Source organism: Azospirillum largimobile (assembly GCF_977007025.2).
This window is the reverse complement of record NZ_CDRMUA020000006.1, coordinates 432,501-450,753: the sequence shown is the minus strand read 5'-3', so window position 1 is coordinate 450,753 and position 18,253 is coordinate 432,501. Positions and strand designations below refer to the sequence as shown.

The 18,253-nt window shown below is 68.2% G+C and carries 11 protein-coding genes; 6 read left to right on the top strand and 5 right to left on the bottom strand.

The genetic code is table 11. The annotated features are described in order from the left end of the window. Positions 1-108 precede the first annotated feature (108 nt). Together ACWPKK_RS29275 and ACWPKK_RS29270 are read left to right on the top strand one after the other, a co-directional pair. The gene (locus tag ACWPKK_RS29275) at positions 109-2,076 is read left to right on the top strand and encodes a right-handed parallel beta-helix repeat-containing protein (protein ID WP_452011546.1); all 1,968 of its coding nucleotides are present in this window, start codon (positions 109-111) and stop codon (positions 2,074-2,076) included. Between the two features lie 155 nt (positions 2,077-2,231). Beyond that, positions 2,232-3,170: a YihY/virulence factor BrkB family protein gene (locus ACWPKK_RS29270; protein ID WP_452011576.1), complete on the top strand. Its 939-nt coding sequence runs from the start codon at positions 2,232-2,234 to the stop codon at positions 3,168-3,170. On the opposite strand, the gene ACWPKK_RS29265 is transcribed toward ACWPKK_RS29270, so the two are convergent. Then, positions 3,118-3,321: a hypothetical protein gene (locus tag ACWPKK_RS29265; RefSeq protein ID WP_452011543.1), complete on the bottom strand. Its 204-nt coding sequence runs from the start codon at positions 3,319-3,321 to the stop codon at positions 3,118-3,120. The genes ACWPKK_RS29270 and ACWPKK_RS29265 overlap by 53 nt on opposite strands. A 249-nt stretch (positions 3,322-3,570) precedes the next feature. Between ACWPKK_RS29265 and ACWPKK_RS29260 the strand changes: the two genes are divergently transcribed. After that, complete coding sequence (locus ACWPKK_RS29260) at positions 3,571-5,376, top strand: carbon starvation CstA family protein (RefSeq protein WP_452011540.1); 1,806 nt, start codon at positions 3,571-3,573, stop codon at positions 5,374-5,376. 139 nt (positions 5,377-5,515) lie between these two features. On the opposite strand, the gene hflX is transcribed toward ACWPKK_RS29260, so the two are convergent. Then, positions 5,516-6,862, bottom strand: a complete 1,347-nt coding sequence (hflX, locus tag ACWPKK_RS29255) for a GTPase HflX (RefSeq protein WP_452011538.1) — start codon at positions 6,860-6,862, stop codon at positions 5,516-5,518. An 860-nt stretch (positions 6,863-7,722) separates the two neighbouring features. On the opposite strand from hflX, the gene ACWPKK_RS29250 reads away from it, so the two are divergent. Next, entirely contained in the window at positions 7,723-8,217 is a 495-nt protein-coding gene (locus tag ACWPKK_RS29250) for a BLUF domain-containing protein (RefSeq protein WP_452011536.1), read from the top strand. Positions 8,218-8,225: 8 nt separating this feature from the next. Here the strand turns inward: ACWPKK_RS29250 and ACWPKK_RS29245 are convergent, their stop codons facing one another. The 3 genes from ACWPKK_RS29245 to ACWPKK_RS29235 all read right to left on the bottom strand — a co-directional run bounded on the left by ACWPKK_RS29245 (position 8,226) and on the right by ACWPKK_RS29235 (position 15,450). After that, complete coding sequence (locus ACWPKK_RS29245; RefSeq protein ID WP_452011534.1) at positions 8,226-9,728, bottom strand: L-lactate permease; 1,503 nt, start codon at positions 9,726-9,728, stop codon at positions 8,226-8,228. A 149-nt stretch (positions 9,729-9,877) separates the two neighbouring features. Further along, entirely contained in the window at positions 9,878-12,565 is a 2,688-nt protein-coding gene (locus ACWPKK_RS29240; RefSeq protein ID WP_452011531.1) for an HAD-IC family P-type ATPase, read from the bottom strand. Between the two features lie 137 nt (positions 12,566-12,702). Then, on the bottom strand, positions 12,703-15,450 hold the full coding sequence (locus ACWPKK_RS29235) for an ATP-binding protein (RefSeq protein ID WP_452011529.1): 2,748 nt from the start codon (positions 15,448-15,450) through the stop codon (positions 12,703-12,705). Positions 15,451-15,833: 383 nt separating this feature from the next. On the opposite strand from ACWPKK_RS29235, the gene ACWPKK_RS29230 reads away from it, so the two are divergent. Further along, complete coding sequence (locus tag ACWPKK_RS29230; protein WP_452011526.1) at positions 15,834-17,111, top strand: cation:proton antiporter; 1,278 nt, start codon at positions 15,834-15,836, stop codon at positions 17,109-17,111. 116 nt (positions 17,112-17,227) lie between these two features. Continuing rightward, entirely contained in the window at positions 17,228-18,226 is a 999-nt protein-coding gene (locus ACWPKK_RS29225) for an LLM class flavin-dependent oxidoreductase (RefSeq protein WP_452011524.1), read from the top strand. Positions 18,227-18,253: the final 27 nt, after the last annotated feature.

The following is an 18,253-nucleotide window of genomic DNA, read 5'->3' as shown; positions in this document are numbered from 1 at the left end:
GTAACAGAATTTACCACCTATTCGATGATTCCAGGAAAAATGCCTCACCAATGCCCCAGCCGTCCGACCATCGTGGCGCCGCATCGCAACCGCTAAGGATACGGATCAATGGCCACGACCTCCGGGAACTCGACCATCATCGTGACCGCCGAAGGCACTGCCAACGCGCACTTCACCCTGCTGGTCGACGGCAAGAAGATCGGTGATGGCACCACGGGTGCCACGGCCAAGGACTTCGTCTTCAAGACGGATCTCGCAGAGGACCAAGCCCACAAGGTGCAGGTCCAGTACGACAACGACGGATATGTGAACGGCACGGACCGCAACCTGATCGTCAACGAGATCACGATCAACGGCAAATCGGTCCTGCCGACCGACGACATCGTCACCTATGACAAGGGGGCGCTGGACGGCCGCGACGTGGTCGACGGGCAGGACGGCCTGTGGTGGAACGGCGCGCTGGTCGTGAATGCCGGCAAGAGCTATTTCGCCGGGGACGAGGTGGCCGCGCCCGCCGAACCCACGCCGGTGGAGCCTGCGCCCGTTCAGCCCGCGCCCGCCCAGCCTGCGCCGAATGAGCCCACACCGACCGAACCCACGCCGGTGGAGCCTGCGCCCGTTCAGCCCGCGCCCGCCCAGCCTGCGCCGAATGAGCCCACACCGACCGAGCCCACGCCCAGCGTGCCGAAGCCGAGCGGCCCCGGCTTCTACGTCGCCAAGAACGGCAACGACAGCTGGTCGGGCAAGCTGGCGGCTCCCAATGCCGACGGCACCGACGGTCCCTTCGCCTCGCTGCAGAAGGCTCAGTCCGCTATGCGGTCGAGCGACATCGACACGACCTATGTGCGCGGCGGCGACTATCACCCGAACAACCCGATCTGGCTGGACGGCCAGGATTCGGGCGTCACCTTCACCGGCTACGGCAACGAGAAGGCGGTGATCCACGGCAGCGCGCAGGCCTCCGTGTCGTTCGGCATCGGCGGCGCCAAGGACGTGACCATCGAAGGCCTGACCTTCACCGGCGGCGTCGCGAACGGCCACTATGTCTTCGCCGACAATGCGGCCGGCCTGACCTTCGCCAACAACACCGTGACCGGCGGCGGCTATGGCATCACGGTGCAGAACAGCGCCAACAGCCAAGTCGTCGGCAACCAGTTCGACCGCACCGGCGCCGAGGCCATCTTCGTCAAGGCCGGTTCCGACGCCACGGTGGTGTCCGACAACCTGATCAAGCATCCGAACGCCGCCGACCGCGGCGACGCCGGCATCTGGGTCAACGGCAGCTCCGACGTCAAGATCACCCACAACCAGATCGAAAACTCGCCGGAGAAGGCCATCGCCGTCGGCTCGGTCCAGACGGACGGCAGCGACGCGACCTACCGGGCGACCATCGCCTTCAACAAGGTGGTCAACGCCAATCTGGAATCGAACGACGGCGGCGGCATCTACCTGATCAACCGCCAGCAGGACCTGACCGATCACACCATCGTCAACAACGACGTGTCCGGCACCACCGCGACCAACCCGTCGGGCGACGTGGCGAGCTGGGGCATCTACCTCGACGACTGGACCAGCGGCGCCACGGTGAAGGGCAACGTCGTCCACGACAACATCGGCGGCGTGTTCCTGCATGGCGGCTGGGAAAACACGGTCACCGAGAACGTCATCGCCGGCAACAGCGGCGCCCAGATCGGCCTGCAGCAGCCCGTCGCCTGGGGCGGCTGGAAGGGCAAGGAGATGAGCGGCAACGACATCTCCGGCAACGTCGTCGATGTCAGCGAGGGCATGGCCGTCCACATCTACGGCCCGGCCGGCGTCGGCAACATTCACAACAACTTCTACAGCAACCTCGACGCGTCCAAGGATCTCTTCGACGTCTGGCCGCAGGTGATGGCCGGCGGCGGCAAGGGCCATCTGGCGGAGTGGCAGGCCGCCGGCTACGACAAGGGCTCGGTCACGCTGAACCCGGGCTTCGTCAATCCGGGTGCGGACGACTTCAGCCTGTCGTCGAGCTCGCCCGTTTATGGGCAGGGCTTCGACCACATCCCCTACGACGACATCGGACTGCTGGGCTGATCGGCCCGTCAGTTCAGACCACATGACTTGGAAAGCGGGCCGCCCGGCGACGGGCGGCCCGTTCCCGTTCGTGGCGACTATCCACGCCCGCCGCCGTAACCGAAATGCCACCGCCGGTGTTACCTGACCGGTGACGCGGGATTTGGGGGGCGGTGATGGAGCATTTGCGGCGGTGGTGGGCGATTGTCGTCGACGCGGCCTATGGCTGGATCAACGACGATGCGATGAGCATGGCCGCGTCCATCGCCTTCTACACCATCTTCTCGCTGGCGCCGCTGGCGATCCTGGTGATTGCGCTGACCGGTCTGGTCTTCGGCGACGAGGCGGCACGGGGCGCGCTGGTCGACCAGCTGTCCGCGCTGGTCGGGCGGGAGGCCGGCGAGACCCTGCAGGACCTGATCGCACGGGCCGGTGCGCGGGAGACTGGCGTCGTTGCGAGCATCATCGGCATCGGTACCATCATCGTCGGCGCCACCACCGTCTTCGTCGAGCTGCAGACCGCGCTGAACCGCATCTGGAAGGTGGCGGCACCTCAGGAATCGACCATCACATGGCTGGTGCGGGTGAGGCTGAAGGCGCTGGCGCTGATCGGGGCGATCGGGTTCCTGCTGATCGTCTCGCTGGTGGTCAGCGCCGCCCTGGCGGCGGTCGGCACCTGGGCCGCCGGCTATCTGCCGGCGATGCCGTCGCTGTTGTGGCTGTTCGACGTGGTGGTTTCCTGGACGGTGCTGACCGGTCTGTTCGCGATGATCTACCGGATCCTGCCGGACGCGCGCATCCGCTGGACCGACGTGTGGCTGGGTGCCGCGGTCAACGCCTTCCTGTTCGCGGTGGGCAAGTTCCTGATCGGCCTCTATATCGCCACGAGCGGGGTGGTAACGGTCTATGGCGCAGCCGGATCCTTCGTTCTGATCCTGCTGTGGGTTTATTATTCGGCCGTCATCTTCCTGTTCGGGGCGGAACTGACCCGCGCCTATTCGGAGCGCAAGGGCAGCCGGTCGCATCATCCTCCTATCGACCGGCCTCCTATCAGCCATCCCCCTATCGGCCGCAGCAGCCCCGCCCCAGCGTCATCAGGATCTGCCGCGCCTTGAAGGTCTGGCGATCGAGCGGCGGCTCGTCCGGGGCGAAGCGGGCCTGCGCCTCGCGGTAGCGCTCGTAGGAATCGTCGTTGAACAGCCGGCGCAGGTTGGCCAACGCCTTGCGCAGAGGGGTGCGGGGGCAGGGGGCGGATGGGGTAGACATGTGTGGGCCTCCGGGATGCGTCAGGCACTGTGGGACGTCCCACACTAGCGCCGTGCCGTTGCGCGATGGGCCGATTCCCGGCGAACGGCGGCATCATGGCGCCGAGCGGTGCTATGGCGACTTGAGCGGCGCCGCTCGCCCCCTGCCGGCTGCCGCTCGGCACGTCCTGACCGCCGCTCGCGGCATTCCACCCCACGGGATCAAGGTGGCGGCGTAGACCGATGGCACGTCCTTTTCAGGAGAGCCGTCATGGATCACGCTCTAACCTTTGTGATCGCGACACTCTGCATCCTTACGCTCTGCTACCGCTTCTACGGCGTGTTCTTTGTGCGCAAGGTTCTTCGTGCCGACGATTCTGAAGTCACCCCGTCCCATATCCTGGCCGACGGCAAGAACTATGTGCCCACCAAGAAGTGGGTGAATGCCGGCCAGCATTTCGCCGCCATCGCCGCCGCCGGCCCGCTGGTCGGTCCGGTCCTGGCCGCGCAGTTCGGCTATCTGCCGAGCTTCCTGTGGCTGCTGATCGGCTGCGTCATCGGCGGCGCGGTGCACGACACGGTCGTGCTGTTCGCCTCGATGAAGCACAAGGGCCAGTCGCTGTCCGAAGTCGCCAAGGCCGAACTCGGCCCGGTGGCCGGCTGGTGCACCGGTCTGGCGATGCTGTTCATCATCACCATCACCATGGCCGGCCTGTCGATGGTCGTCGTCCATGCGCTGGAACGGAACGCCTGGGGCGCCTTCGCGGTGTTCATGACGATCCCGATCGCCATCGCGCTGGGCCTGTATGAGAAGCTCACCGGATCGTCCAAGGGCGCGACCCAGGTCGGCATCGCCGCCATCGCCGCCTCGGTCTTCGCCGGCCCGTACATCCAGGGCACGCTGCTGGGCCAGTGGCTGACGCTGCATGCCGAGACCGTCGCCGTCATCCTGCCCATCTACGCCTTCTTCGCCACCGCCCTGCCCGTCTGGCTGCTGCTGACGCCGCGTGGCTATCTGTCCAGCTTCATGAAGGTCGGCGTGTTCGGCGCCCTGGTCGTCGGCGTCGTCTTCATCAACCCGGAAATCCGCTTCCCCGCCCTGACCGACTTCATCCATGGCGGCGGCCCGGTGCTGAACGGCCCGGTCTGGCCCTTCATCTCCATCACCATCGCCTGCGGCGCCATCTCCGGCTTCCATGCCTTCATCGGGTCGGGCACCACGCCCAAGCTGATCGACAAGTGGAGCGACATCCGTCCGGTGGCCTTCGGCGGCATGCTGGCGGAATGCCTGGTCGGCGTCATGGCGCTGATCGCCGCCACCTCGCTGCATCCGGCCGATTACTTCGCCATCAACTCCTCGCCGGCCGCCTTCAAGGCCCTGGGCATGACCGTCGTCGACCTGCCGCGGCTGAGCCAGGAAATCGGTCTCGACCTCTACGGCCGCACCGGCGGTGCGGTGACGCTGGCGGTCGGCATGACCGAGATCTTCACCCGCGTTCCGTGGTTCAACAGCCTCGCCTCCTACTTCTTCCAGTTCGTCGTGATGTTCGAGGCGGTGTTCATCCTGACCGCCGTGGACAGCGGCACCCGCGTCGCCCGTTACCTGATCCAGGACCTGCTGGGCGACGTCTATGCCCCGATGAAGCGGCTGGACTGGGTCCCCGGTTCGATCATCGCCAGCGTCATCGCCTGCGTGGCCTGGGGGTATCTGCTGACCTCGGGCGACATCAACTCGGTCTGGGCCCTGTTCGGCGTGTCGAACCAGCTGATGGCCTCGGTCGGTCTGATCATCGGCGCCACCATCATCCTGCGGCTGGCGCAGAAGCGGGTCTACATGCTGACCTGCCTGGTCCCGCTGGCCTACCTGTTCGTCACGGTGAACGTCGCCGGCTACTGGATGATCGCCAACGTCTATCTGAACAAGGCAGCCAAGGGCTACAACCCCTTCAACGCCGGCATCTCCATCATCATGCTGACGCTGGGCTTCGTGATCCTGATCGCCGCCCTCAAGAAGTGGCGGGAGCTGTTCCAGGCCCGCGCCCTGGAGGTCCCGATGGTCGCCACCCCGGCCGAATGAGGAGCCTTTCCTGGCGAAGGTCCGTCCGGACCGGAACCTGACAAGCGAAAACGGGCCATGTGAGACGTCTCACATGGCCCGTTTCGTTTGCCGTCATCCGTCATGATGTGAGACGTCCCACATCATGACGGATACCCGATCAGGCGGCGGCGCGCGCCTGGGCGAGGGGAGCGATGCGGGCCAGAACCGCCGGCTCGATCGCCACCTGCAGATGGGCGTGGCTGTCGTCGTCGCGGCGGCCGACCACCTCGCCATGGGCGTAGAGCCAGGCGAGGGTCGCCCCGTCGCCATGCTCCACATCCAGTTCCACCAGCTCGCGGCCGGCGGTCATCCGGTCGTCGAGGATGCGGAACAGCGTGTCCAGCCGGTCCCCCGTCGCCGCCGAAACGGCGCAGGCGTTGCCGGACCGTCCGGCGCGGGCAAGCACGGCGTCGAGTTCCGCCCCGTCCAGCAGGTCGATCTTGTTGGAAACCTCGACCACGCGGGGATCGCGCTCCGGATCGATGCCAAGGTCGGTCAGGATCGCCTCCACATCGGCTTTCTGGGCCTCGGTGTCGGGATGGGCGATGTCGCGGACATGCAGGATGATGTCGGCCGACTGCACCTCCTCCAGCGTGGCGCGGAAGGCCGCGACCAGATGGGTCGGCAGGTCGGAGATGAAGCCGACCGTGTCGGACAGGATCACCTTGCGGCCCGATGGCAGCACCACCTGACGCATGGTCGGGTCGAGCGTCGCGAACAGCAGGTTCTTCGCGAACACGTCGGCACCGGCCATCCGGTTGAACAGGGTGGATTTGCCGGCGTTGGTGTAGCCGACCAGCGCCACCACCGGGTACGGCACCTTGGCGCGCGCCTTGCGGTGCAGGCCGCGGGTGCGGCGGACGTCGTCCAGTTCCCGCTTGATCTTGACGATGCGGTTGCCGATCAGGCGGCGGTCAAGTTCGAGCTGGGATTCACCGGGACCGCCGAGGAAACCGAAGCCGCCGCGCTGGCGCTCAAGGTGGGTCCAGGACCGCACCAGCCGGGATTTCTGGTAGCTCAGCGACGCCAGTTCGACCTGAAGCTGGCCTTCGTGGGTGCGGGCGCGGGCGCCGAAGATCTCCAGGATCAGTCCGGTGCGGTCGATGACCTTGGTCCCGAACGCCTTCTCCAGATTGCGCTGCTGCACCGGGCTCAGGGCATGGTCGACGATGACGAGGTCGATGGCCTCGCCCGCCTCCCGTGCGTCGTCCAGCAGCTTGGCGTACTGCTCGATCGCGCCGCCGCCCAGCAGGGTGGCAGGGCGCGGCTGGTTGACTTTCACGACGGCGGCCTGCACCACCGCAAGCGCGATGGCCACCGCCAGTCCTACCGCCTCTTCGAGCGAGGCTTCGGGGCTGCGGTCGGCCTCGGTCCCGCGAAGGACCGGGTGGAGGACAAGGGCGCGGCCCAGGCTGGAGCGCGGGGTTTCGATGGTGGTCGTGTCGATGTGCGGATTCGTACCCATAGGGTTCCTTCGTCGGCCCGGCATCGGATGCGTGGGCAGGCTGCAAAAATCCGGCATTCGACGCTGCCGGAGTGCGTGCATCGCCACAGGATGCAGATATGAGGGGCCCTCTCCGGCCCGGCCGGCGGCGCCTGATCCCGGGGGAGGAGATCCCGGGGGGAGTCGGGCAGCCTGCTCATCATCAGGCCGGAGAGGAAGGCGTCGGCATGCCCGAACAGGGAGCGCCGAACTGGAGAGCTTAGATCAAGGAAATCACCAAAGTTGCCGTGGAGTCCCAGGGATGGGGTCGACACGGGGTATCCGACCAGGGTTGCGGGCCAGGATTTTGGGGAAGCTCGGCGTCACCGCCGACCTTGCTCCAAATGAGGATTTGGCCGCTTAAAACAAGGGTGCCGGACCGATTTTTCCGATCATTCCGCAAGCCGGGCCTGCGCAGGCGCTTACCGCGGCGCCTGCCGCGAACACCCAAATGGGGACCGGTTCGGTAGCCCCGAGGGAGGGCAGGGGAGGCCGTGCAAAAGATCGGCTCTTCTTGGGCCGTGGCCGTGGCTGTGGCTGGTGCCGGTGGCGGTCGGCAGCATTGCCATGAACCTGCCGGAGCAGGTCTTCAAGCCGGCGGTCTCTCTCGTCTCCCCGGCACCGGCCAGCGTGTACGAGCAGCGCTCCCACCTGCCGGGGGCGGCACCTTCGGCCATTGCGTTCCTGACCGTTTGGACAGGTCGGCCACAGCCGTTCGTTGGCGGCTTCGCACGGAAAGCTAATCTGCCTTTTTGGGCGGTGACATTGTTCGTGGTTGGAATAGTTTCAAGGAGTCACGTCAGTGTCCGAATTGTTTAGACTTCTCCGGTGGAGACGCGAGCATGCTGCAGGTTGTCTTCCGAAGCCAGTTGACGACTCTGCTCTCCTACCTCGACATCCAGCGGCTATGTCTTGCGGCGGCGCGGAACAACAGGAAGTCGGGCGTCTCCGGCTTCATGGTGGAATGCGGCGGCGTGTTCCTCCAGTCGCTCGAAGGACAGGTCCGTGACGTCACCGAAACACTTGACCGCATCTACCGGGACACGCGCCACGACCATATCGAGATCGTCTATTCCGAGCAGGACGTGCCACGGCGGCGGTTCGGGGTTTGGGCGATGAATGTGATGTTCCTGGACGACGACACATTCTGGACGAAGGTGTTCGGATCTGGATACTCCTGCGACGAGATGCTGTCCCAACCCATGGATCCCGCTTTTGCCATGGGGGTTCTCGCCGTGGCTTACCGGCATGCCTGCTCGGTAACCGGCATGGCCCCCGCAGCCACCGGAAACCGGCTGGGCCGGATCCCGCTGATCCGCCACATGATCCGGCGGTAAGCCGGGACCTACACCAGACCCCAGGCCTTGGCCCCGGCCATCAGGAACACGACGGCGAGCAGCGACAGGATCGTCGCCAGCCCGATCGGCAGGGCGCGGCGGTAGATGGCGCCTTCCGCCTGCTGCAGCCCGACGAGGCCGGCGGCGAGTACGATCCGGCCGGGGGTCAGCATGGTGCAGATGCTCCCCGAAACGGTCTGGATCGCCGCAGTCAGCATCGGCGGCAGGCCGCTTTCGGCGGCGAGGCTCAACTGGATGTGCATCATCAGGGCGTTGGACGCGGTGTTGGAGCCGGTCAGCATGCCGGCGGCGCCACCGAACACCGGGGTCGCCAGCACGGCGAAGCGTCCGGCGACCTCGCGCCAGGCTTGGCCGAACATCGCCGCACCGCCGGACGCGGCCATGAAGGCGGCGAATTCGACGAAGACCAGCGTCGCCGCCATCGGCACCAGCGCCGCGCGAAGGGCGCCGCGGACCACCTCACCCGCCTTGGCGGCCGGCAGTCCGGCCAGCAGGATGGCGGCGATCACCACCAGCCATGTCGCGGGATGGCGCAGCAGGGCCAGCGGGGCGAGCCCGCCGAACGGGTCGAGCACCAGATAGATCCCGGTCCAGTCCGACAGCGGCGGCAGCAGCCGCGTCGCCATCAGCGCGGCGATCAGCAGCACATAGGGCCAAAGCCGTTCCATCAGCCCCCCCATCGCCATTCGCGGCCCGGCGTCGCTGCGCAGCAGGCGCGGCCCCTCCACCAGCACCAGAAGAACGCCCGTCGCCAGCCCGCCGCCGAGTTCCGGAGCGACGAAGCGGTTGGTCAGCCAAATCAGTGCGGCCAGACAGAGCAGGAGGGCGACGTCGGCCGCCCGGTCGCGCAGGCCGGAGCGCAGCCCGCAGCTATGTATCAGCCCCCAGAACACCGGCAGCAGGCAGGGCAGCACGACCGCCATCAGCAGGGCGCTGGCCGTCCCGAGCTCGGTGAAGGACACGCCGATCAACTCGGCCCCGACCCGCGTGCCGACACCCATGGCGCCCCAGGCCGCCAACACCTGGCTGAACAGGCCGAGGGCGGCGGCCTGGACCGGCGGCAGCCCCATGTGGCGCAGCATGGCGAGGGCCACGACCAGACCGACGCCGAATCCCGTCACCGACTCCGCGAAGGGGCCGACCAGGAAGCAGGCGACGAAGACGGCGCGCCGGCGATTCTCCTGCGCGATTGCGGCGGCGGGGATTCCGCGGGCCTCGTAAGCGCGGTGGAACAGCAGGCCGGCGGCGATGATCGACATCGCATGCCACGCCAGCCATGCCCCTTCGCCCGCCTTGACCGCCGCCATGGTCAGCGCCGCCATGTCGGGCACGTTGATACCCGGCATCAGATCCGACGGAGCCTGCGCGGCGATCATCGTCACGAATGCCAGCGTCATGCCGGCCAGCCCGGCCGTCAGCAGGCTGACGCGGCGGGAGGCAAGGAGCAGGATCGTGCCGACGAGCGGCATCATGTGGAAGGCGAGGGTCATGATCGGACGGGAGGATTCCGGAAGGGGAGTGCCGGCACTGACGGCGGCTGTCACCTCGGGATACTAGTATATTGCCTAAGCTGCAACCTTGCCGGGCCTCGGCGGGCAGGGGGGATGGTATGCGCAGAGGTATGGGTGCCGGGAGCGGCTTACCCCCTCGAAAGCCGCTTCTCCAGTTCCACCAGCAGGAACAGCAGGGCTCCGGCGGCGATCATGGCTGCCCAGGCGGCGGCGCCGATGGGGGCGGTGCCGAACAGGGACTGCAGCGGCGGGGCGTAGGTGAAGGCCAGCTGCAGGACGGTCATCAGCGCGATGGACAGCCAGACTGGCCGGCTGCCGGCGATGCCGGCCAGCAGGCCGGCGTGGCTGTGCAGGCCGCGGGCGTTCAGCAGGAAGAAGATCTCTCCCACCACCAACGCGTTGACGGCCATGGTGCGCGCCACCTCGATCCCGCCGCCCTGCATCCGCTGGTAATAGAAGAAGCCGAAGCTGGCCGCCACCAGCAGGACCAGCGCCACCAGCATCCGGCGGATCAGCAGGCGGGACAGGATCGGCTCGTCGCGCGGGCGGGGCGGGCGGGCCATCACGCCGGGTTCCGGCGCTTCGAAGGCGAGCGCCAGACCCAGCGTCACCGCCGTCACCATGTTGACCCACAGGATCTGCACCGGCGTGATCGGCAAAATGGTGCCGGACAGAACCGCCGCCAGGATCACCGCCGCCTGGGCGCCGTTGGTCGGCAGCATGAACAGGATGGTCTTGCGCAGATTGTCGTAGACGGTGCGCCCTTCCTCAACCGCGTGGACGATGGAGGCGAAATTGTCGTCAGCCAGCACCATCGCCGCCGCCTCCTTCGCCGCCTCGGTGCCGTTGCGGCCCATGGCGACGCCGACGTCGGCGCGCTTCAGCGCCGGGGCGTCGTTGACGCCGTCGCCGGTCATGGCGACGGTACCGCCATCCGCCTGGAGCGCCGCGATCAGGCGCAGCTTGTGCTCCGGCGTGGTGCGGGCGAAGACGCTGTTGGCGCGGGCGGCGGCGGCGAAGCCGGCCTCGTCCATGCGGTCCAGCTCCGGCCCGCTGGTGACGCCGTCCGGCAGGCCGAAGGTCCGGCCGATGGCAGCGGCGGTGGCGGCATGGTCGCCGGTGATCATCTTCACCGTGATTCCGGCCTGGCGGCAGGCGGCGACGGCGCGCAACGCCTCCTCCCGCGGCGGGTCGATCAGGCCGCACAGGCCCAGAAGCTCCAGCCCCTCGTCCCCCAGGTCGTCGACGATCAGTTCCGACAGGTCGATGGAGGTGCGGCGCATCGCCAGCGCCAGTACCCGCTGCCCCTGGCCGGCCAGATCGGCGGTCAGGGCGGACCAGCGCTCCCGGTCCAGCGGAACGCTGCCGCCGGCCCGCCGCTCGCGTTCGCACAGCGCCAGCACGCGTTCCGGCGCGCCCTTCACCACCAGGATGCCGTGGCCAGCATGGTCGTGGTGCAGGGTCGCCATGAACTGGCGTTCGGATTCGAAGGGAATGGCGTCGCGGCGGGGGCATCGGCCCAACTCGTCGGCCGGCTCCAGCCCCGTCTTCATCGCCAGCGCCAGCAGCGCGCCGTCGGTGGGATCGCCGGCCAGCAGCCAGTCACCGCCGGGGCCGCCCCCGGAGCCTCGGTGCAGGTCGGCGTCGTTGCACAGCAGCGCGGCGCGGGCCAGATCCAGCAGCACCGGCTCGCGCGACGGGTCGGCAAGGCTGCCGTCGCGGCTGAACTCCCCCTCCGGCGCATAGCCGCTGCCGCCGACCCGATAGGTGCCGTCGGCCGTCACCACCCACTGCACCAGCAACTCGTTTCGGGTCAGGGTGCCTGTCTTGTCGGTGCAGATGGTGCCGACGGAGCCCAGCGTCTCCACCGCCGGGAGATGGCGGATGATGGCGTTGCGCTTGGCCATGCGGGTCACGCCCACCGCCAGCGTGATGGTCATCACTGCCGGCAGCCCTTCGGGGATCGCCGCCACCGCCAGCCCGACCGCCGCCAGAACCATGTCCTGCCACGGCTCGCCATGCACCAGCCGGCCGAAGGCGAAGGTGATGGCCGCCAGCACCAGGATGCCGCCGGTCAGCCAGCGGCCGAACCGCGCCATCTGCAGCAGCAGCGGGGTTTCCACCGATGCGACCGATGCCAGCAGATGGCCGATGCGCCCGATTTCCGTGCCATCGCCGGTCGCCACCACGATGCCGGTGCCCTGGCCCTGGACCACCATCGTGCCGGCATAGGCCATGCCGAGCCGGTCGCCCAGAGCCGCATCGGCGGCAACGGGGGCGGACGCCTTGGCAGCGGGCACGGACTCCCCGGTCAGCGCCGCCTCCTGCACCAGCAGCCCCTTCGTGCGCTCCAGCCGCAGGTCGGCCGGTACCCGGTCGCCCGAGGCGAGGAACACCCGGTCGCCCGGCACCAGCTCCTCCGCCGCCAGGGTCACGGCATGGCCGTCGCGCATCACCACCGCCTGGGGCGACAGCATGTTGCGGATCGCCTCCAGCGCCTGTTCGGCCTTGCCCTCCTGGATGTAGCCGATCAGCGCGTTGACCAGCACGACGCCGAAGATCACGCCTGCGTCCGTCCAATGCCGCATCAGCAGCGCCACCGCACCGGAGGCGAGCAGGACATAGATCAACAGGTTGTGGAACTGCGCCAGGAAGCGCATCCAGGCCGGCCGCCGTTTCGGCGGGGTCAGCCGGTTCGGACCGAAGCGTTCCAGCCGTGCCGCGGCCTCCGCACCGCTCAGCCCCTCGTCCGGGCTGCCGAGCCGGGCGGCGGCGTCGTCGGCGTCGAGCGCATGCCACGGGGGGGCGGCAGGCATATGGGTGGGCCTTCGGGCGGTTGAGCCTGATTCGGCCAGCGGTGCCATGAAGTGCCTCCCTGGTTGAACCCCATTATTAGAGCATCGGGCCGGGGAGGCGTCTTTAATCTGGCTCAATCATCGAACGGTCCGGTGTCTTAACCGAAGCCGGAGCGCGGGCGCCCTGATTCGGCCAGCACCGTGTCCAGCACGCCGACCAGATGTTCGATGCGGTAGGGCTTGGGCAGAACCATCACACCGGTGGCGCGGGCCACCTCCTCGCTGTAGCCGGTCGCCAGCACCACCGGAAGGCCAGGGTAGAGGCGCTGCACGGTGCGCGCCAGATCGACGCCGCTCATGGTGCCGGGCATCACCACGTCGCTGAACAGCAGGTCGAACCGGCCGGCCGCCAGCAGCGGCAGCGCTTCGTCCGCGGTGGCGGCGCGGGTGATGGTGAAGCCGGCATCCTCCAGCGCCGTGGCGACGGTCAGGGCGACGATCGGATCGTCCTCCACCACCAGCACATGGCCGCCGACGCGGGTGGCGCCGGCCGCCTCGGCCGCCGGCTCGGCCTCCGCCTGCGGGGCGGTGCCGGAGCGGCGGATCAGCAGGCCGATGGTGGTGCCGCGCCCCTCCTCGCTGTCGATCCAGGCGGTGCCGCCGGAATGGCGGGCGAAGCCGTAGACCTGCGACAGGCCGAGCCCGCTGCCCTTGCCGATCTCCTTGGTGGTGAAGAACGGATCGAAGGCGCGCGCCCTCACCTCGGCCGGCATGCCGGTGCCGGTGTCGCTGACAGTCAGCCGCACGAAGTCGCCCGACAGCCCGTCCGGCGCCTGCGGGTTTCCCGGCTCCAGCGTCGCATTGTCCGCACGAAGGGTCAGAACCCCGCCCTCCGGCATCGCATCGCGCGCATTCACGACGAGGTTCAGCAGGGCCAACTCCAGCTGCGTCGCATCGACCTCCACCGGCCACAGTCCGGTGGTGAAGTCGATCTCCAGCCGGATGTCGGCGCGCAGCGCCCGGTTCAGCAGTTCCGACATGCCGAGCACGCGGTCGCGCAGATCGACCGTTTCCGGCCGCAGCGCCTGGCGGCGGGCGAAGGCCATCAACTGCTGCACCAGCTTGGCGCCGCGGTCGACCGCCTGCCGGCCGGCATCGACCAGCGGCTGGATGCGCGTTCCCTCCGCCCGCTTCTCGATCATGTGCAGGCAGCCGGACAGGGCCTGGAGCAGGTTGTTGAAGTCATGGGCGACGCCGCCGGTCATCTGGCCCAGCGCCTCCGTCTTCTGGGTCTGCAGCAGCGCCACCTGGACGCGCTCGCGCTCGGCCACCTCCTCGGCGACGCGGGCCTCCAGCGTCGCGTTGAGCTGCTGCAGCTCCTCCTCCGCGCGCTTGGCCTCGGTGACGTCGCTGCCCTCCACGAACAGGCCGGTGACCTGTCCCGCCTCGTCCTTGATCGGCTGGTAGACGAAGGTGAGGAATCGTTCCTCCAGCGGCCCGTCCGGCCGGCGCTGGAAGCGGATCGGCATGTTCCGCCCGACGAAGGTCTCGCCGGAGACATAGACGCGGTCGAGCAGTTCGAAGAAGCCCTGTCCCTCCACCTCCGGCAGGGCCTCGCGGGCGGGGCGTTCGACCAGATCGCGATGGCCGACCAACTGCAGATAGGTGTCGTTGGCCAGTTCGAAGACATGGTCCGGCCCGCGCAGCACGCACATGAAGTTGGGCGCCTGCCGGAACAGGGTGCGCAGCCGCTCCCCCTCCGCCGCCAGCCGGGCGTTGGCCGCCTCCACCGCCGCACGTTCGCGCATCAGGGCCTGATTGGCGGCGCGCAACGCCGCTTCGGCCAGCGCGCGCTCCACCGCCGCCCAGGTCCGCTCCGCCACATCCTCCGCCAGAGCGGCGTCGGCCTCGGTCCAATGGCGCGGCTTCGCCTCGTGCAGGTAAAGGATGGCGGTCAGCTGCCCGGCCTTCAGCAGCGGCACCACGAGAAGCGACCGCACCCCGATGCCGGCGAAGGCAGCCGCCGGTCCGCTGCCGGAGGTGCGCAGGTCGGTCGTCACATCGTCGACGCGCAGCGTGTATCCGGCCCGCAATTCGGCGATCACGGCGGGGCCGAAGCCGTCGAGCGGCCGGGTCTCCCCGGACAGGCTCGTCATCCCGCTGTCGTTCCAGTCCCGCTCCACCGATACCGTCGCGCCGGTGGGATCGATGCGGCCGTAGCCGGCCCGCGCCACCCCCAGATGACGGCCGATCGCCTCGGCGGCGGCGGCGGTGACCCCCACCGGGTCGTTCAGCCCGCGCAGGCGCTCCGCCAGATCGAGCTGGAAGGTCAACCGCCGTTCGGCCAGCACCCGCGCGGTGTTTTCGGTGCAGGCGCAGAACATGCCGGCGACGCGGTCGGTCTCGTCGCGCACCGGGCTGTAGGAGAAGGTGAAATAGGTCTCCTCCCGATAGCCGTGCCGCTGCATCACCAGCAGCCGGTCTTCGTGGTAGGTCGCCTCGCCGGCCAGGGCCCGCACCACCAGCGGGGACAGATCCTCCCAGATGTCGGCCCACACCTCGGCGAAGGGACGGCCCAGCGCCTCCGGCTTGTCGCCCAGGATCGGGCGGTAGCTGTCGTTGTAGAGAAAGGTCAGCTCCGGTCCCCAGACCGCGAACATCGGGAAACTGGAAGTCAGCATCAGGTTGACGAGGGTGCGCAGCGACTGCGGCCAATCCTCCGCCGGACCGAGCGGGGTGGCGGACCAATCCATCGCCCGCATCCGCGCGCCCACCTCGCCGCCGCCGGTGAAGATGTCCGGCGCGCCCCCCGGCATGCCCGGGCTCCCGATGCCTTCGCCGTCCATATCGCGGCTGCCGGCGTGCCGAAGCCGGGCCGCATCCTCCCAGACCCGATCGGCCATCATGTGCCGAACACCCTGGAGGTGGCCATCCACAAGCCATTCACATCGAACGACGCCGGTCCCGGGCGCCGATGTCGAATGCTCCGACAAAAAATGTGGGATTTGTTCCGAATCATGGCGCGAGAATATTCAATCGTCCGATGAGTGGCAATCGAGGTCCTGTAGCCATTTGGGAGTAGGTTTCTTGGCTCGTCATGCCGGCGTGACATCATGGTCACTGCCGATGTTGTCGAGATCATTGCGACTGCCATCGGTTTCTTGTGCTGTTCCGGTCATGGTGTGACGGGAGTTCCCGACCCGACCGCCTGATATGGGTTGTCGAGGCACGCTTTCCTCCCTCGGCCGGGCAGCGGTTCCCTGCCATGTCGTTTCTTCGGAGAAAGCCCTTGGGTCCGTTCGACCTTTCCGCCATCCTGCTGACCCTGGCGGCGGCCTTCGGCTTCATCAATTACCGCTGGCTGAAGCTGCCCAGCACCATTGCGTTGTTCCTTGAGGGGCTGGTCCTGGCTCTGCTGGTCAGCGGCGCCGACAGCGTGGCGGGCACACTCGGCATCGGCAACTGGCTGCGCCACCTGATCGAACAGATCAGTCTGCCGGACATCCTGCTCGACGGAATCCTCAGCCTGCTGCTCTACGCCGCAGCGGTGAACGAGGATCTCTGCGCCCTGCTGAAGCGGAAATGGACGGTGCTGGCGCTGGCGACGCTCGGCGTCCTGATGTTCACCGCGCTGATGGGGGTGGGGCTGCATGTCGTCTTCGGGCTGGTCGGCATCGGCGTTCCGCTGATCTGGTGCCTGGTGCTGGGGGCGGCCATCGCCCCGACCGACCCGCTGGCGGTGCATGGCATCCTGGAACGGCTGCCGGTTCCCGACACCCTGAGGTCGGTGATCTCGGGCGAAAGCCTGTTCAATGACGGGGTCGGGGTGGTGGCGTTCGTGACCCTGCTGCATCTCGCCACCGGCAGCGAGCAGGACCTGACGGCGGGCGAGGTGGCCTTCGACTTCCTGAAGGAGGCGTTCGGCGGTGCGGCCCTCGGCTTCGCCGGCGGCTGGGTGGCGTATCAGGTGAAGCGCAGGGTCGACGAGAGCACGGTGGAACTGACGGTCTCGCTGGCCCTGGCGCTAGGGACCTATTCGCTGGCCAACCAGTTGGGCGTGTCGGGACCCATTGCCGTGGTGGTGGCGGGACTGCTGATCGGCTACACGACCGAAAGCCATGTCAGCAGCGACCGGAGCCGCCGCGATCTGCGCGTGGTGTGGGCAATGATCGACGCCGTGCTGAACGCCCTGCTGTTTCTTCTGGTGGGGCTGGAGGCGACCATGGGCATCTCCTGGACCGTGCCGGCCCTGCTGGCCGCGCTTCTGGCGATCCCGCTGTCCCTCGCGGCCCGGCTGTTCAGCCTGACGCCCGCCCTGCTGATGCATATGGGGCGCACCGGCAAGGCGAGCGCGCTGGTCGTCCTGACCTGGGCGGGTCTGCGCGGCGGCATCGCGGTGGCGCTGGTGCTGTCCCTGCCGGAAAGTCCTTACCGCGATCCCATCCTGGCGGTCTGCTATGCCGCTGTCGCCTTCAGCATCCTGGTGCAAGGTCTGACGCTGGAGTCGATCGGCCGGCGGCTTTATGGCGGCAAGGGGGGCGGGGCGGGGCGTACGGGGGGCGGCTGATGCAAGGCAGCCGCGCGGGCGCCGGCGTGGAACTCATCCCCTGCCGATCATACCTTGCTTGTTAACCATTGGCCGCAAGGCCGCCCCCCTTTACGGCCCCAGTTATGGATTGCGCCATGATCCCCTTCTCCGTCCTCGACCTCAGCCCGATCGTGCAGGGGGCGACCGCCGCCGACAGCTTCCGCAACACGCTGGATCTTGTCCGCCATGCGGAGCGCTGGGGCTACAAGCGCTATTGGCTGGCCGAGCATCACAACATGCCGGGCATCGCCAGCGCCGCCACCGCCGTCGTGATCGCCCATGTCGCCGCCGGCACCTCGACCATCCGCGTCGGGTCGGGCGGGGTGATGCTGCCCAACCATGCGCCGCTGGTGGTGGCGGAGCAGTTCGGCACGCTGGAATCGCTTTATCCCGGCCGCATCGACCTTGGGCTCGGCCGCGCGCCGGGGACCGACATGATGACGGCTCGCGCGTTGCGCCGCGACATGGCCGACAGCGGCGACCGCTTCCCCCAGGACGTGGTCGAGCTGCAGATGTATTTCGAGGAGCCGGAACCGAACCAGCGCATCCGTGCCGTGCCGGGCGCCGGGCTGAAGGTGCCGCTGTGGCTGCTGGGCTCCAGCCTGTTCAGCGCGCAGTTGGCGGCGATGCTGGGGCTGCCCTTCGCCTTCGCCTCGCACTTCGCGCCCGACATGCTGATGGACGCGCTGGCGATCTACCGTGCCCGCTTCGAGCCGTCGGCGACGCTGGACAAGCCTTACGCGATGGTCGCCGTCAACCTGTTCGCCGCCGATACGGAGGCCGAGGCGCGGCGCATCTACTCCTCCGCCCAGCAGCAGTTCGCCAGCCTGCGCCGCGGCACGCCGGGCAAACTGCCCCCGCCGGTGGACGACATCGAGGCGTGGTGGAGCAGCCCGGCCGAGAAGATGATGGTGGAGCGCGCGCTTGGCACCATGGCGGCGGTCGGCACGCCGGATCAGGTGGCGGCCAAGCTGTCGGAGGTCATCCGCGCCACCCAGGCGGACGAGCTGATCCTGGCCGGCCAGATCTACGACCACGCCGCCCGGCTGCGCTCTTTCCAGATCGGATCGGAGCTGCGCGAGCGGCTCGCCTGAAAAATCGGCGGTGTCGGAAAAAAGCGC

Bases quoted from the DNA above. Each gene is read 5' to 3' on its own strand.
- ACWPKK_RS29275 (WP_452011546.1), top strand. From the start codon at position 109: ATGGCCACGACCTCCGGGAACTCGACCATCATCGTGACCGCCGAAGGC.
- ACWPKK_RS29270 (WP_452011576.1), top strand. From the start codon at position 2,232: ATGGAGCATTTGCGGCGGTGGTGGGCGATTGTCGTCGACGCGGCCTAT.
- ACWPKK_RS29265 (WP_452011543.1), bottom strand. From the start codon at position 3,321: ATGTCTACCCCATCCGCCCCCTGCCCCCGCACCCCTCTGCGCAAGGCG.
- ACWPKK_RS29260 (WP_452011540.1), top strand. From the start codon at position 3,571: ATGGATCACGCTCTAACCTTTGTGATCGCGACACTCTGCATCCTTACG.
- hflX (WP_452011538.1), bottom strand. From the start codon at position 6,862: ATGGGTACGAATCCGCACATCGACACGACCACCATCGAAACCCCGCGC.
- ACWPKK_RS29250 (WP_452011536.1), top strand. From the start codon at position 7,723: ATGCTGCAGGTTGTCTTCCGAAGCCAGTTGACGACTCTGCTCTCCTAC.
- ACWPKK_RS29245 (WP_452011534.1), bottom strand. From the start codon at position 9,728: ATGACCCTCGCCTTCCACATGATGCCGCTCGTCGGCACGATCCTGCTC.
- ACWPKK_RS29240 (WP_452011531.1), bottom strand. From the start codon at position 12,565: ATGCCTGCCGCCCCCCCGTGGCATGCGCTCGACGCCGACGACGCCGCC.
- ACWPKK_RS29235 (WP_452011529.1), bottom strand. From the start codon at position 15,450: ATGATGGCCGATCGGGTCTGGGAGGATGCGGCCCGGCTTCGGCACGCC.
- ACWPKK_RS29225 (WP_452011524.1), top strand. From the start codon at position 17,228: ATGATCCCCTTCTCCGTCCTCGACCTCAGCCCGATCGTGCAGGGGGCG.